The organism is Streptomyces sp. P13-3-3, from assembly GCF_050571355.1.
Lineage (GTDB): Bacteria > Actinomycetota > Actinomycetes > Streptomycetales > Streptomycetaceae > Streptomyces > Streptomyces althioticus.
Genome location: NZ_CP192228.1, coordinates 2,940,312 through 2,955,654, shown reverse-complemented (window position 1 = coordinate 2,955,654; position 15,343 = coordinate 2,940,312). Strand labels below are relative to the sequence as shown.

The window sequence follows — 15,343 nt, the reverse complement described above, 5'->3', positions numbered from 1 at the left end:
GCGGCATGACCCAGCAGGACAGCTTCATCACCATCACCGGGGCCACCGGGAACAATCTCAAGGACGTCTCGCTCCGCATCCCGAAGGGCCGGCTGACCGTGTTCACCGGCGTCTCGGGGTCGGGGAAGTCGTCGGTCGTCTTCGACACGATCGCGGTCGAGTCGCAGCGGCAGCTCAACGAGACGTACACCTGGTTCGTGCGCAACCGGCTGCCCAAGTACGAGCGGCCGCACGCACGGGCGATGGAGAACCTGACGCCGGTGATCGTCGTCGACCAGCGGCCGGTCGGCGGCCACTCCCGGTCGACGGTGGGCACGATGACGGACGTGCACGCGGTGCTGCGGGTGCTGTTCTCCCGCCACGGCACCCCGAGTGCGGGGCCGGCGACCGCGTACTCGTTCAACGACCCGTCGGGCATGTGTCCCGGCTGCGACGGTCTGGGCCGGACCGTGCGGCCGGACTGGGACCGCATCCTCGATCCGGACCGCTCCCTCGCCGAGGGGGCGGTCCGGTTCCCGCCGTTCGCGCCGGGCACCTGGCAGGGGCAGGCGTACACCAACAGCGAGGACCTGGACCCGCGCAAGCCGGTACGTGAATTCACGGCCGACGAGCGGACGTTCCTGATGCGCGGGCGGCCCGGCAGCAAGGTCACCGTGCAGGGCACGGGCGGCACCTGGACCACCGAGTACGAGGGGCTGGCCGACCGCTTCGAACGGCTCTACCTGAAGCGGGACCTGGAGGGGATGAGCCAGAAAACCCGTGACCTGGTACGGGAGTTCCTCACCGAGGGCGTCTGCCCCGACTGCGGCGGCGCCCGGCTGAACCGGGCGGCCCTGGCCTCCCGGATCGACGGCCGGAACATCGCGGAGCTGTCGGCGATGCAGGTGTGCGACCTGATCCCGGTGCTGCGGGAGATCGACGACCCGGTGGCGGGGCCGGTCGCCGCTGCCGCCGTCGCCGCGCTGGAGCGGATCGACCGCATCGGCCTCGGCTACCTCTCCCTCGACCGGGCGACGTCCACCCTGTCCGGCGGCGAGGGCCAACGGCTGAAGACCGTGCGGCACCTGGGCTCCAGCCTGTCCGGGATGACGTACGTCTTCGACGAGCCGAGCGTCGGGCTGCACCCGCGGGACGTGCACCGGCTGGGCGAACTGCTGCTGCGCCTGCGGGACAAGGGCAACACCGTGCTGGTCGTCGAACACGACCCGGACGTCATGGCCCTGGCCGACCACGTGGTCGACATGGGTCCGGGCGGGGGCCGCGAGGGCGGCAGGGTCGTCTTCGAGGGGACGCCGGCGGGGCTGGCCGCCTCCGGCACCCTCACGGGACGCTGCCTCGGACGGCGTACGGAGGTGAAGACCCAGGTGCGCGCCCCGTCCGGCGAGCTGTGGGTGAAGGGGGCGGACCGGCACAACCTGCGGGACGTCACCGTGTGCTTCCCGGCCGGGGTGCTGACCGCGGTGACCGGGGTGGCGGGGTCGGGGAAGAGCACCCTGGTCGCCGAGTTCACCGACGCGCACCCCGAGGCCGTGGTGGTCGACCAGTCGTCCGTCGGCATCTCCGGACGGTCCACCCCGGCCACGTACCTGGGGATCATGGACACGGTACGGAAGAATTTCGCGCGGGAGACGGGCGCGGAACCGGGGCTGTTCAGCTTCAACTCCACCGGCGCCTGCGGGACCTGCGGCGGACGGGGGATCCTGTGCACCGACCTGGCGTTCATGGACCCGGTGACCACCACCTGCCCGGACTGCGAGGGGCGGCGGTTCGGCGAGGAGGTGCTGCGGCTGACCGTCGGCGGACGGTCCGTCGCCGACGTGCTGGAGATGACCGCAGGCGAGGCCCTGGACTTCTTCCACGACGAGGGCGTACGGCGACGGCTGCGCGCGCTGCGGGACGTCGGGCTGACCTACCTCACGCTGGGCCGGCCGCTGTCCACCCTGTCCGGCGGCGAGCGGCAGCGGCTGAAGCTGGCCACCCGGCTGCACCGGGACGGCGCGGTGTTCGTGCTGGACGAGCCCACGACCGGGCTGCACATGGCGGACGTGGACGGGCTGCTCGGCCTGCTGGACCGGCTGGTGGACACCGGCAACACGGTGGTCGTCGTCGAGCACAGCCTTCAGGTGGTGGCGCACGCGGACCACGTGGTCGACCTGGGTCCGGGCGGCGGGCGCGACGGCGGCCGGGTGGTGTTCGAGGGCACACCGGCCGAGCTGCTGCGGGCTCCTGGGTCGTACACCGGGGAGCATCTGCGGCGGGCCGTGGGCTGAACCGGGTTACCCGTGGTACATGTCATCGGGGCCCGGGGTGGTCCCGCCGGGCGGCGGACTGCATGATGGCGGGGCCGGGGCCCGTGGCCGGCGGCCACGCGCGGGCCGAGAGGCCCCGAGAACCAGCACGTCCGATCCGAAAGGCGAACCCGTGCCCAGCAAGAAGGCCCTCGTCCGCCGTCCCGCGCCCAGCCTCGCCGACGGGCTGGTGACGCATGTCGAGCGGGAGGAGGTGGACGTCGACCTCGCCGTGCGGCAGTGGGAGGCGTACACGGAGGCGTTGCGGGCGCACGGCTGGGAGACCGTCGAGGTGGTCCCGGCCGACGACTGCCCGGACTCCGTGTTCGTGGAGGACACGGTGGTGATGTTCCGCAACGTGGCGCTGATCGCCCGCTCCGGCGCGGAGTCGCGGCGTGCGGAGACCCTCGGTGTCGAGGAGGCGGTGGCGTCCCTGGGCTGCTCGGTGAACTGGGTCTGGGAGCCGGGCACGCTGGACGGCGGCGACGTCCTGAAGATCGGCGACACGGTGTACGTGGGCCGCGGCGGGCGCACCAACGCGGCCGGGGTGCAGCAGGTGCGGGCCGCGTTCGAGCCTCTGGGCGCGCGGGTGGTCGCCGTGCCCGTGGCGAAGGTGCTGCATCTGAAGTCGGCGGTCACCGCGCTGCCCGACGGGACGGTCGTCGGGCACATCCCGCACATGGACGCCCCGTCGTTGTTCCCGCGGTTCCTGCCGGTACCCGAGCCGTCCGGGGCGCACGTGGTGTGCCTGGGCGGCGACAAGCTGCTGATGGCGGCGAGCGCCCCGAAGACGGCGGAGCTGTTCGCGGATCTCGGCTACGAGCCGGTGCCGGTGGACATCGGCGAGTTCGAGAAGCTGGAGGGCTGCGTGACCTGCCTGTCGGTGCGGCTGCGGGACCTGTACGCCTGACCGGCGTGCCGGGGAGGAACATCCCGCTGGTCAGCGGCCTTTTACGGTGCTCTTAACCTACGGCTTCGTAACCTACGGGTACGTAGCCTACGATGCCGTAGGTCGACCGGCACCGCTCGCCGGCACGTCCGCATGTCCCCGTCCCCCTGGAGCCACCCGTGACGCTCACTCCTGCCCATCTCGGCAGCCCCTCCGTCTGGACCGACGCCCGGCTGCTGTACGCGCTGGAGGAAGTGGTCGAGAAGGAGCTCAACCGGCACCTGAAGGTCGCCAAGGACTGGATGCCGCACGAGTACGTGCCGTGGAGCGACGGGCGCAACTTCCCGGGTTTCTTCGAGGACGGCGAGGCCTGGGACAAGGAGCAGTCGAAGGTCACCGAGGTCGGCCGGATCGCGCTCGTGGTGAACCTGCTGACCGAGGACAACCTCCCCAGCTACCACCACGAGATCGCCTCCCTGTTCGGCCGGGACGGCGCCTGGGGCACCTGGGTGCACCGCTGGACCGCCGAGGAGGGCCGTCACGGCATCGTGATGCGCGACTACCTGCTCGCCTCGCGCGCCGTGGACCCGGACAAGCTCGAGCAGTTCCGCATGGCGCACATGAGCGAGGGCTTCGAGTCGGACAACCGGCACTCGATGCTGCACTCGGTCGCCTACGTGGCCTTCCAGGAGCTGGCCACCCGCATCTCGCACCGCAACACCGGCCACCAGTCCGGCGACCCGGTCTGCGACCGCATGCTGGCGCGCATCGCGACCGACGAGAACCTGCACATGGTGTTCTACCGGAACCTGCTGAAGGCGGCGTTCGAGCTCGCCCCCGACCTGACGATGCAGGCCGTCCGCGACGTGGTGGTGAACTTCCGCATGCCCGGCCACGGCATCCCCGGCTTCGAGCGCGCCGCCGCCCAGATGGCGATCGGCGAGGTCTACAACATGCGCATCCACCACGACGACGTCATCCAGCCGGTGCTGCGCTTCCTGAAGATCATGGAGATGGACGGACTCGGCCCCGAGGGCCTCAAGGCGCAGGAGGAGCTGGGTCTGTTCCTCGGCGGCCTCGACGCCGAGGCGTCGAAGTTCGACGAGAAGCTCGCGGCCCGCAAGGCCCGGATGGCGGCCCGCGCCGCCGGCTGAACCCGGCCGGGGCGCCCTAACGGGAGTCGCTGCGCCGCAGGGCGTGGCGTTCCTTCTCCGACAGGCCGCCCCACACGCCGAACCGCATGTCGTGGGTGAGGGCGTACTCCAGGCAGGTCACGCGGATCGGGCACAGGCCGCAGATGCGCTTGGCCTCGCGGACCGAGCTGCCGGGCTCGGGGAAGAAGAAGTCTCCCCCGGTCTGCGCGCACAGCGCCTCCTCCTGCCAGGAGAGGTCGGGCGGCGTCAAGGTGTCGGTGTGCATGGCCGGAAGCGTGCCCGAGCGTGAAAAACGTTCGATCAACGCCGCATCAACGCCGGGGCCCCGGGCGGCGGCCCCGGCCCGGCGGAACCTCGCGCGGCGGCCACGATGGTGACGCCCGGCGGCACCGTCGCGCACGGCGGCGCGCCGGGAATCAGGTCTCGCGCGGGTCGCCCCTGAGCACCGCGAAGCGCGCGCCGTGCGGGTCCTCCAGGCGGGCCAGCCGGCCCACGCCCGGGATCGAGGTGGGGGGCATCCGCACCCGGCCGCCCAGCTCGGCGGCGCGCGCGGCCACGGCGTCCGGGTCCTCGGCACCGATGTACGGCAGCCAGTGCGGGCGGTTCTCCTTCGCCTCGACGGGGTCGTCGGCGAGCGGCACCATCCCGCCGAACGCGCCCTCCTCGGCCGTCCCCCGCGAGCTGACGGTCGTGTAGACGCCGCCGGGGAAGGTCACCGCGGACGTCTCCCAGCCGAGGACCGCGTGGTAGAAGGCGGCGGCGCGGGCGATGTCCGGCGTGTACAGCTCGGCCCAGCAGAGGCCGCCCGCCTCGCCGACCGACTCCAGTCCCTCGCGCTCTCCCGGCTGCCACACGCCGAAGGCGGCGCCCATCTGGTCGGCGAGGACCGCCGACCTGCCCTGCTCCCCCACGGATACCGGAGGTGCGGGCACGCTTCCCCTGGCCTTGCGGACCGCGTCGGCGGCGGCGTCGGCGTCGGAGGCGCGGAAGTACACGGTCCAGGCGGCCGGGCCCTGTGCGCCGGTGAGCGGTGCGCAGCCCGCGACGATCCGGCCCGCCCGCTCGAGGAAGCCGTAACCGCCGCCTTCGGGACCCGCGGAGCGGTACGTCCAGCCGAACAGGGCGCGGTAGAAGGACGCGGCGCCCTCCGGGTCGGGCGTGGTGACGTCGATCCAGCAGGGCGCGCCGTCGACGAAGCGGGTGGTGAGCATGGTGCCTCCTGAGGGGAGTCCCGTCGCCTGCTCCGCCGAGTCTTCCACCCCCCGCCGACAATCGCCCGGACAGCACCCGGACGGCCCACGGCCGATCGGGACGGGTGGGTCAGGCGGAGTCCCTGCGGACCAGCGTGACCGGCAGCACCACCCCCGACGGCCCGGTGCCGTCGGTCTCGGCGGGCGCGGTGCCGCGGTCCAGGTCGCGCAGCAGCATGCGGGCCATCAGGCGGCCCATCTCCTCGATGTCCTGACGGACCGTGGTGAGCGGGGGTTCGGTCTGCTCGGCGATCGGCAGCATGTCGTCGAAGCCGACCACCGCGACGTCGTCGGGCACGCGCCGGCCGTGCTCGCGCAGGGCCCGCAGGGCGCCCGCCGCCATCAGGTCGTTCCCGGCGAACACCGCGTCCAGGTCGGGGCGGCGGGCCAGCAGGGCGCGCATCGCCCGCTCGCCGCCGGCGGCGGTGAAGTCGCCCTCCTCGACCAGCGCCGGGTCCGGGTCGGCCATGACGTCACGGAAGCCGTCGAGCCGGTCGACGGCCGAGGTCTGGTCGAGGGCGCCGGTGATGTGCGCGATGCGGCGGCGGCCGAGTCCGAGCAGATGCCGTACGGCGTCGCGGGCGCCGCCCCGGTTGTCGGTGTCGACGTACCGGACGCCGTCCTCGCCGCCGTTCCAGTGCGGGCGGCCGCCGAACACCGTCGGCAGTCCGGCGCGCTGGATCAGTCCGGGCAGGGGGTCGTCGATGTGCAGGGAGAACACCAGGGCGCCGTCGACGTGTCCGCCGGCCAGGTAGCGGGCGACGCGCGCGTGGTCGTCGCGGTCCTCGGTGAGGAGCAGCACCAGTTGGTTGTCGTGGGCGGTGAGTTCCTTGCTGATGCCCCGCAGCTGCCGGGCGAAGAAGGGGTCGGCGAAGACGCGGGTCTCCGGTTCGGCCACGATGACGGCGATCGCGTCGTGGCGCCGGGTGACGAGGCTGCGGGCGGCCTGGTTGGGCACGTAGCCGAGTTCGTCCACCGCGCGCCGGACGCGTTCGGCCAGGGGTTCGCGCACTCCGTCGGAGCCGTTGACCACACGGGACACCGTGGCCCGGGAGACCCCGGCCCGGGCGGCCACGGCCTCCAGCGTGGGACGTGGCGCACTCTCGCTCACTTCGGGGCTCCTCACCTGGCGGTTGGCCGAAAGGATAGCCCCGACCGGCCCGGCGGCGAGAGCGCTCTCGCCGCGTGCGGGCCGTCCGTCAGTGCGCGTGTCCGGGCTTCTCCCCCGAGGCCGCGGTGTGGGCGTGCTCGTGCGGGTCGTGGCCGGGGATGGTCCCGTCGGGTTTCCTGACCAGGAACAGGCCGACCATGCCCATGTCCGAGTGGCTCTGGACGTGGCAGTGGTACATCCAGGCGCCCGCTCCCACCCCCTCCCCCGCGATCACCTGGAAGCCGAAGGAGTCGGCGGGACCGCAGATCTTGGTGTCGACGACCCGGGTGGGGTCGTCGGGCCCGGTGAGGATGCCGGTGCGGTTGTCGGCCCAGCGGTGACCGTGCATGTGGAAGGTGTGGTAGTACTCACCGTGCGTGATCATGACGATCTCGACCCGGTCGCCCACGGTGGCCTCGAAGTCGGGCCCGGTGTGCGCCGGCTTGTTGTTGATCGTCATGTCGTTGAAGACGATCGTGTGGGTGGCGTCCGGCAGGACGTCGCCCTTGCGGCGCACGATCACCGGGCCGTAGAGCCCGTTGCGGATGCCTCCGGTGCCGTGCACGGTGCCGACGACGTGGTCGTGGTAGTGCCAGTATCCGGCGCTGCCCGCCCGCCAGGTGCCGTCCTCGCGCCGTCCGGGCCTGTGGGTGCGCCAGGTGTAGGTGCGGGTGCCGCCGGGCTCGACGGCGCTCTTGTTCTGCTGGGTGCCGTCGCTGGAGATCTCGTAGTCGACGCCGTGGACGTGCAGGCTGACCGGGACGTCCATCGTGTTCTCGAACTCGATGTGCAGCGTGTCGCCCTCGTTGAGCTCGATCAGCGGGCCGGGGATCGTCGCCTTGCCCTTCTCGAAGCCGTAGCCCATCTGCCCGCCGTCGAGGCGTTCGGCGTACATCTTGATCCGGCGTACCTCGCCCCCGGCGGGCGCGGTTCTGGCCGTCGCGGTGGCGCCCGCGGCCTCGGATGCGGTGGACAACGATGTCGTCGCCACGGCGGCGCCGCCCAGGAGTACCCGTCGGTTGAAACCGCGTCTGTCCATGCCGAACTCCCCATGTGGCTGTCATGAACCTGTGAAACCGTAGCGGCCCCCTCAGGGTTTATCCACACTCAGGACAAAGTTCGGTTCATTACTGCGATAGGTATTGGCGTCTGACGCAAAGAGGTCTAGCTTCCTTGTCGCTGTTGCTGCGACCGAGGAGGGGTGGGTGGCCACGTGCGGTCCACATCGCATCAAGAACCCCCGTACATACGCGGGTTGAGCACAACGAGCACGTCGAACGCACGAAGGACGAGAACCGGACGACGCGCCTGGGCCGCCACCGTGGCCGCCGGTGTCGTCGCCGCCGGCCTGCTGTCGGGTCCCGCCGCCAGCGCGCACACGGCCCCGGATCCGTCCCTGACAACGATGTCCATCACATCGCCGCCCGGCGGCGCGAACGTCCGTGTGCTGTTGTTCCACGGCTCGGCGGCCGGTGGCGACGAGTCGCCTCTGGTGAACGCCGGGATCGCGGCGATCGAGCGGATCGGCCGGACCGGCCCGGAGGACCAGCGCTTCACGGTCACCGCCACCGGCAACCCGTCGGTCTTCACCAACGACAAGAAGCTGAGCCGCTTCAACGCGATCGTGTTCCTCACCGGCGGCGGCGACGTCCTCGACCCCGAGCAGGAGGCGGGCCTGGAGGCGTACATGGAGGCCGGCGGCGGGTTCGTCGGCCTGCACGACGCGGCCCGCGCGGAGCCGTACTCGGACTGGTTCACCGGCCTGATCGGCGCCCGCCCGGCCGCGGGAGCGGCCACGGTGCAGCGGGCGACCGTCGAGGTCGGCGACCGCGTGCACCCGGCGACCAAGAGCCTGCCGCTGGAATGGAAGCGGCCCGACAAGTGGCTGAACTGGGTGAAGAACCCGTCCGGCGACGTCCACACCGTCGCCCGGGTGCGCGAGGCCACCTACGAGCCGGGCGCCGGCGCCAACGGCTGGGACCACCCGGTCAGCTGGTGCCGTGACTACGACGGCGGCCGCTCCTTCTACACCGGCATGGGCGGCACGGTGTCGTCGTACGACGAGACCGACTTCCGCGAGCATCTGCGCGGCGCCCTGCTGTGGACCACCCGCCTGGTGCGGGCCGACTGCAAGGCGACCATCACCGGCAACTACACGGCGGAGCGGCTCACCCAGCCCAACCAGCCGGGTCAGAACGACCAGATCGGCGAGCCGCACGGGCTGGTCACCGCGCCCGACGGCCGCGTGTTCTACATCGGCCGGGGAGGTGCCGACGCCTCGCAGCCCGTGGTCACCGACTGGAACGACCCGGACGTCGGCAAGGGCACGGGCGAGATCCACGTCTACGACCCGGAGACCAAGAAGGTCACCCTCGCCGGCGCGCTCACCGTCTTCGGCAACAAGGGCGGCGGCGACGAACTGGTCAAGGTCGAGGAGGGCCTGCTCGGCATCGAGCTCGACCCGAAGTTCGCGCAGAACGGGTGGGTGTACCTGCACTGGACGCCTCACTCGGGAATCGACCGGGACAAGCACATGGCCGAGCGGCGGGTCTCCCGCTTCACCCTCGACCACGCCACGAACAAGCTGGACCTGAGCAGCGAGAAGGTGCTGCTGGAGTGGCCGGTGCAGATCCACAGCTGCTGCCACGCGGGTGGCGGGATGGCCTGGGACTCCAAGGGCAACCTGTACATCGCCACCGGTGACAACAACTCCAGCGGCTTCAGCGACGGTTACTCGGGCAACAACCCGGAGCCCAACTACAAGGGCGTGTCCTTCGCCGACGCGCGCCGCACCGCGGGCAACACCAACAACCTCAACGGCAAGATCCTGCGCATCCACCCGGAGCCCGACGGCACGTACACCCTCCCCGAGGGCAACCTGTTCACCGGCAGGGAGACCGACGAGGGCGGCGGCAAGACCCGCGGCGAGATCTACGTGATGGGCGTGCGCAACCCGGCGCGGATCTCGGTCGACCAGGAGACCGACGTCCTCTACGCGGGCTGGGTCGGCCCCGACGCGGGCGCCCCGTCGGCGACCTGGGGCCCGGCCAAGTACGACACGTTCGCCGTCATCACCGAGGCGTCCAACCGCGGCTGGCCGTACTGCATGGGCAACAAGCAGCCCTACCGGGACCGCAACCTGCCCGACCCGACCAAGCCGCTCGGCTGGTACGACTGCGACCACCCGAAGAACGAGTCGCCGAACAACGACGGCCTGGTCAACCTGCCGCCGGTCACCGGCAACAACATCTGGTACTCGCCGCAGGGCGGCGGGCCGGACTTCCCGCGCGACGAGAACGGCGTCCCCTCCTACGAGCAGGACGAGGCGACGTACCGGCTGCCCTGGCTCAAGGGCGGCGGGCAGGCCGCGATGAACGGCCCGGTCTACCGCTACGACGACGCGAACAGCAGCGACGTCAAGTGGCCCGCGTACTGGGACGGCAAGTGGTTCGTCGGCGACTTCTACGACGCCGACCAGCCGCGCAACGCCGTGCTGATGGACCCGAGGACGCAGGGCGACGGCAGTCTGCCGGTGCACTCGGAGTCCCTGAAGAAGATCGTGCCGGTCGGCAACGACGGCATCAAGAACCTGATGGGCTGGACGTTCGGTCCGGACGGCGCGCTGTACGTGCTGGACTACGGGCGCGGGTTCTTCACCTCCGACGCCAAGTCCGCGCTGTGGCGCGTCACCTACACGGGCGGCGGGCCGACCCCGGCCGCCGGCCAGTTGGCGAGGGGGACTCAGTGACACGTCGACCGAGAGTGTGGGCCGCGCTGCTGGCCGGCCTGATGATGGTGCTCGGCCTGCAGGCGCTGCCCGCCGCCGGGCAGCCGAAGGCCGAGGGCGGCCGCGCGGCGGCCCAGGTCCTGACCTGGACCGCCGGCAACGACATCGACACGTACCTGTCCGCGCCGGCCACCGCGGTGGCCGGTTCCGCGACGATCGTCTTCGAGAACAGTGAGGCCACCGGTAACACCACCGGCATGCCGCACACCCTGACGTTCGTCACCTCCGACCCGGAGTACAACAGCGACGTCCATCTGAACATCCTGGCCAACCCGTCCGACGCGCAGGGCGGCCGGCACACCGCGGAGGTGACGCTCACCCCGGGCAGGTACCTCTACCACTGCACCATCCCCGGCCACGGCGAGATGCGGGGCGTGCTCACCGTCACCGAAGGCGGCGGCGAGGACACCACCGCGCCGGAGGCCACGGCGAAGGTGACCGGCACGCAGAACGGCCAGGGCGAGTTCGTCGGGTCCGCGAGCGTGACCGTGGAGGCCACGGACGAGGGGTCGGGCGTCGACCGGATCGAGTACGCGCTCGGTGACGACGACGCCTGGCAGCCGTACACCGCCCCGGTCGTGGTCGACCAGGTCGGCACGCACACCCTCCGCTACCGCGCCCTGGACAAGGCGGGCAACGTGTCGGAGGAGAAGAGCGTCGACTTCACCGTCGTCGCGCCGCCGACGGACGACACCACGCCGCCGGAGACCTCGGCGACCGTGGACGGCGAGAGGAACGCCGACGGCCACTACATCGACATGGCGACGGTCACCGTCACCGCGTCCGACACCGGCTCCGGCGTCAACACCATCGAGTACGCGCTCGGCGCGGACGGCGCCTGGCAGGCGTACTCCGGTCCGGTGATGGTGCACGAGGCGGGCACGCACACCGTCCGCTACCGGGCCACCGACAAGGCGGGCAACGCCGCGGCGGAGAAGAGCGTGGAGTTCACGGTCGTCGCCGCTCCCCCGCAGGACACCACCCCGCCCACCACGGGTGTCACCGTGGAGGGCACGAAGAACTCCGACGGCGCCTACGTCAGCCGGGCCACGGTGACGGTCGGCGCCGACGACGGGCACGACGGGTCCGGTGTGGCACGCGTCGAGTACTCCCTCGACGCCGGGCCGTACCTGACGTACACCGCACCCGTGGTCGTGGACCGGGCGGGCCGGCACACGCTCGCCTACCGGGCCACCGACGAGGCCGGCAACACCTCCGAGCCGCTCACGGTGAGCTTCACGGTGGTGTCCGGCGGGGTCCCCGCGCCGCCCTGCCCCGAGTACGACGAGCGGCTGACGGTGATCGTCGGCACGGTCGACTCGGGCGTGCCGAACCGCGTCACCAACAACCGGTGCCGGATCGGTGAGCTGATCGAGGACGAGAAGGAGTGGACCTCGCAGGCGCTGTTCCTGAAGCACGTCAGGACGGTGACGGACGCGCTGAGGAAGGAAGGGGTCGTCGACCGGCGGGAGTACCGGGCGGTCAACCAGGCCGCCAAGCAGTCCGGCATCGGCACGCCCGGCCAGACCGAGGGGTACCGCGCCATCCTGGACGGCACCGAGGCGTCGTTCGCCAAGTGGGAGCAGGTGGGCGGCGGTTCGTTCAGTCTGAACCCGGACGGGTCGATCACCTCGGGCACCACCCGGGACGGGCTCGGCATGCTGTGGTTCCCGGAGCGCACGTACGGCGACTTCTCGCTGAAGCTCCAGTGGCGTGACGACGCCCCGGGCACCGGCAACGCCAACGGCGGTGTGTTCGTGCGGTTCCCGCAGATCCACGACCACCCGGAGGAGTCCCGGCCCGAGTGGGCGGCCATCAAGTTCGGGCACGAGATCCAGGTGTTCGACTCGCCCACCGGCGACATGTACAAGACGGGCTCGGTGTACGGCTTCGACCGTGTGGGCCTGGCCGGCGCGGGCGTGACGCAGAAGGGCACCTGGAACGACTACGAGATCCGGGTGGTGGACCAGCACTACGAGGTCTACCGCAACGGCGTGCTGATCAACGAGTTCGACAACATCGGCGGTCTGGACTTCTCCCCGCCGCGCTCGGACGACCCGGGCACGGACGGGCGGCGGTACGCCTCCGGTTACATCGGGCTCCAGGTGCACAGCACGACGGACGTCATCTCCTACCGGGACGTGCGGATCAAGGATCTGTAGCCGGCTGTTCGGTACGTGAGCCGGGTCAGGAGGCCGAGGGTTTGGGCTTCCTGGCCCGGCTCGGCTGCACCCGGCTGGGCTCGCCCGGCATCTTCGGGTACTCGGGCGGGTAGGGCAGGTCGCCGAGCCCGTGCTCGTGCTCGTCGCGGCGGGCCAGCTCCAGCAAGGGCTCCAGGGAGAAGGCGTGGTCGTCCATGTCCGCGTGCACGTCGCCCAGTTCGGCGAAGCGCGCGGGCATCGTCGTGATGTCGAAGTCCTGCGGGTGGGCGACACCCACCTCGTCCCAGCGCAGCGGCGCGGAGACGGGGGCGTGCGGGCGGGGCCGGACCGAGTAGGCGGAGGCGATGGTGCGGTCGCGGGCGGTCTGGTTGTAGTCGATGAAGATGCGCTCCCCGCGCTCCTCCTTCCACCACTTGATGGTCACCTTCTCCGGCATCCGGCGTTCCATCTCGCGGCCCACGGCGATGGCGGCGCGGCGGACCTGGCTGAAGGTCCAGCGCGGCTCGATCGGCACGAAGACGTGCAGGCCGCGGCCGCCGGAGGTCTTGGGCCAGCCCCGCAGCCCGTACTCGTCGAGGACGGCGCGCAGTTCGTGGGCGGCGCGGGCGGCGTCGTCGTAGTCGGTGCCGGGCTGCGGGTCGAGGTCGATGCGCAGTTCGTCGGGGTGGTCGACGTCCGTGCGGCGCACCGGCCAGGGGTGGAAGGTGAGCGTGCCGTACTGGGCCGCCCACACCACGGCGCCCTCCTCGGTGGGGCACATCTCGTCGGCGCTGCGACCGCTGGGGAAGGTGATGTGGGCGGTGGGGATCCAGTCGGGCATGCTCTTGGGGGCGCGCTTCTGGTAGAACCACTCGCCCTCGACGCCGTCCGGGTAGCGCTGGAGGGTGGTGGGGCGCTCGCGCAGGGCGCGCAGGATGCCGGGGGCCACCGCCTGGTAGTAGCGGGCGACGTCCAGCTTGGTGTAGCCGCGCTCCGGGAAGAACACCTTGTCCGGGCTGGACAGCCGCACCGTCCGGCCGCCGACCTCGAGCTCCACCGCATCACCCATGCGGCCACGGTAGGCGCGGGCGCGACACCCCGCACACCGGAGGCGCCCACCCCTACGCCCCGAAGGGGCGCGGGGAACTGCGCGACCAGCCCCCACCGGCCCGCACTGGCGGCGCCCCCAAGGGGCGCGGGGAACTGCGCGACCAGCCCCCACCGGCCCGCACCCGGCGCACGACAACGCGGGGCACCCCTTTAGCCACAGCCACGGCGCTGACGGCGAGGCCCGCCGGGAGGGTGCCGCCTGCGCCCACCCGTGCCGCCCCTGGGGGTACCTCCCAGGCCCTTAAGGCACTGGGGGAGGCACGACTGCCCGCAGGCTACGGCGTCCCAAGGGGCGCGGGGAACTGCGCGACCAGCCCCCGCCGGCCCGCACCCGGCGTACGACAACGCGGGGCACCCCGTCCGCCGCAGGTACGGCGCTGAGACCGAGGCCCGCCAGGAGGGTGCCGCCTGCGCCCACCCGTGCCGCCCAAGCGGCACGACTGCCCGCAGGCTGCGGAGCCTTCCTCGAGGCGCGGAGCACCGCCTCCGTCCTTACAGTCGAGCCATGGACCTCCCGGTGATGCCGCCCGTCAAGCCGATGCTCGCCAAGTCGGTGGCGAAGATCCCGCCGGGCATGCAGTACGAGGCGAAGTGGGACGGCTTCCGGGCGATCGTGTTCCGCGACAAGGACGAGGTGGAGCTGGGCAGCCGTACGGGCAAGCCGCTCACCCGGTACTTCCCCGAGCTGGTGGAGGCGCTGCGGGAGCGGCTGCCCGAGCGGTGCGTCGTGGACGGGGAGATCGTCATCGCCCGCGAAGGGCACCTGGACTTCGACGCGCTGACGGAGCGCATCCACCCGGCCGACTCCCGGGTACGGACCCTCGCCGAGCGCACCCCCGCGTCGTTCGTGGCGTTCGACCTGCTGGCCCTCGCGGACGAGTCGCTGCTGGACGTGCCTCTCACCGACCGGAGGAAGCTGCTGGTGCGGGCGCTGCGGGAGGTCACCCCGCCGGTGCACGTGGCGCCGGCGACGACGGACGTCGAGGTGGCGGAGGGCTGGTTCGAGCAGTACGAGGGCGCGGGTCTGGACGGGGTGGTGGCGAAGCCGCTCGACCTGCGGTACCGGCAGGACGAGCGGGCCATGTTCAAGATCAAGCACGAGCGCACGGCGGACGCGGTGGTCGCCGGGTACCGGCTGCACAAGAGCGGCCCGGTGGTGGGCTCACTGCTGCTGGGTCTGTACGACGCGCAGGGCGCCCTCCAGCACGTGGGCGTGTCGGCCGCGTTCACGATGAAGCGGCGCGCGGAGCTGGTGGAGGAGCTGGAGCCGCTGCGGATGGAGGACGTGTCGGACCATCCGTGGGCGGCCTGGGCGGACGAGGCGGCGCACGCGTCGGCGAGGCTGCCGGGGGCGCCGAGCCGCTGGACGGGCAAGAAGGACCTGTCGTGGGTGCCGCTGCGGCCGGAGCGGGTGGCGGAGGTCGCGTACGACCACATGGAGAACGGGCAGCGCTTCCGGCACACCGCCCGTTTCCGCCGCTGGCGCCCCGACCGCACCCCCGAGAGCTGCACGTACGCGCAGCTGGAGGAGCCGGTCCGCTACGACCTCGCCGAGATCCTCGGCGGGCCGTGAG

11 protein-coding genes are annotated in these 15,343 nt (G+C 71.9%); 6 read left to right on the top strand and 5 right to left on the bottom strand.

Annotated features, from left to right (window positions below; genetic code table 11):
- Positions 1 to 5: 5 nt before the first annotated feature.
- From ACQZOG_RS13440 to ACQZOG_RS13430, 3 genes are all read left to right on the top strand, one after another.
- A complete protein-coding gene (locus ACQZOG_RS13440; RefSeq protein ID WP_430741519.1) occupies positions 6 to 2,270 on the top strand; it encodes an ATP-binding cassette domain-containing protein in 2,265 nt (754 codons plus the stop codon).
- A 151-nt stretch (positions 2,271 to 2,421) separates the two neighbouring features.
- Positions 2,422 to 3,198 carry a dimethylargininase gene (gene ddaH, locus ACQZOG_RS13435; RefSeq protein ID WP_058917408.1) on the top strand — a complete coding sequence of 259 codons (777 nt, stop codon included), beginning with the start codon at positions 2,422 to 2,424 and terminating at the stop codon, positions 3,196 to 3,198.
- A 158-nt stretch (positions 3,199 to 3,356) separates the two neighbouring features.
- Positions 3,357 to 4,331 (top strand): acyl-ACP desaturase, encoded by a 975-nt coding sequence (locus ACQZOG_RS13430; RefSeq protein ID WP_033277601.1) that lies wholly within the window; start codon positions 3,357 to 3,359, stop codon positions 4,329 to 4,331.
- A 16-nt stretch (positions 4,332 to 4,347) separates the two neighbouring features.
- On the opposite strand, the gene ACQZOG_RS13425 is transcribed toward ACQZOG_RS13430, so the two are convergent.
- From ACQZOG_RS13425 to ACQZOG_RS13410, 4 genes are all read right to left on the bottom strand, one after another.
- Positions 4,348 to 4,596, bottom strand: a complete 249-nt coding sequence (locus ACQZOG_RS13425) for a WhiB family transcriptional regulator (RefSeq protein ID WP_033277600.1) — start codon at positions 4,594 to 4,596, stop codon at positions 4,348 to 4,350.
- Between the two features lie 151 nt (positions 4,597 to 4,747).
- Positions 4,748 to 5,542: a VOC family protein gene (locus tag ACQZOG_RS13420; RefSeq protein WP_037642832.1), complete on the bottom strand. Its 795-nt coding sequence runs from the start codon at positions 5,540 to 5,542 to the stop codon at positions 4,748 to 4,750.
- Between the two features lie 109 nt (positions 5,543 to 5,651).
- Positions 5,652 to 6,692: a LacI family DNA-binding transcriptional regulator gene (locus ACQZOG_RS13415; protein WP_033277598.1), complete on the bottom strand. Its 1,041-nt coding sequence runs from the start codon at positions 6,690 to 6,692 to the stop codon at positions 5,652 to 5,654.
- Positions 6,693 to 6,780: 88 nt separating this feature from the next.
- Positions 6,781 to 7,770: a multicopper oxidase domain-containing protein gene (locus tag ACQZOG_RS13410; protein WP_037642830.1), complete on the bottom strand. Its 990-nt coding sequence runs from the start codon at positions 7,768 to 7,770 to the stop codon at positions 6,781 to 6,783.
- Positions 7,771 to 8,052: 282 nt separating this feature from the next.
- Here ACQZOG_RS13410 and ACQZOG_RS13405 point away from each other — a divergent pair, with 282 nt between their 5' ends.
- Together ACQZOG_RS13405 and ACQZOG_RS13400 are read left to right on the top strand one after the other, a co-directional pair.
- Positions 8,053 to 10,479: a ThuA domain-containing protein gene (locus ACQZOG_RS13405; RefSeq protein WP_365166218.1), complete on the top strand. Its 2,427-nt coding sequence runs from the start codon at positions 8,053 to 8,055 to the stop codon at positions 10,477 to 10,479.
- Between the two features lie 14 nt (positions 10,480 to 10,493).
- Positions 10,494 to 12,680, top strand: coding sequence for an OmpL47-type beta-barrel domain-containing protein (locus ACQZOG_RS13400; RefSeq protein WP_430741875.1), 2,187 nt, complete (start codon positions 10,494 to 10,496; stop codon positions 12,678 to 12,680).
- 25 nt (positions 12,681 to 12,705) lie between these two features.
- On the opposite strand, the gene ligD is transcribed toward ACQZOG_RS13400, so the two are convergent.
- Complete coding sequence (gene ligD, locus ACQZOG_RS13395; protein ID WP_430741518.1) at positions 12,706 to 13,728, bottom strand: non-homologous end-joining DNA ligase; 1,023 nt, start codon at positions 13,726 to 13,728, stop codon at positions 12,706 to 12,708.
- Between the two features lie 546 nt (positions 13,729 to 14,274).
- Here ligD and ACQZOG_RS13390 point away from each other — a divergent pair.
- Positions 14,275 to 15,342 carry an ATP-dependent DNA ligase gene (locus tag ACQZOG_RS13390; protein WP_430741517.1) on the top strand — a complete coding sequence of 356 codons (1,068 nt, stop codon included), beginning with the start codon at positions 14,275 to 14,277 and terminating at the stop codon, positions 15,340 to 15,342.
- The last annotated feature ends 1 nt before the right edge of the window (position 15,343 follow it).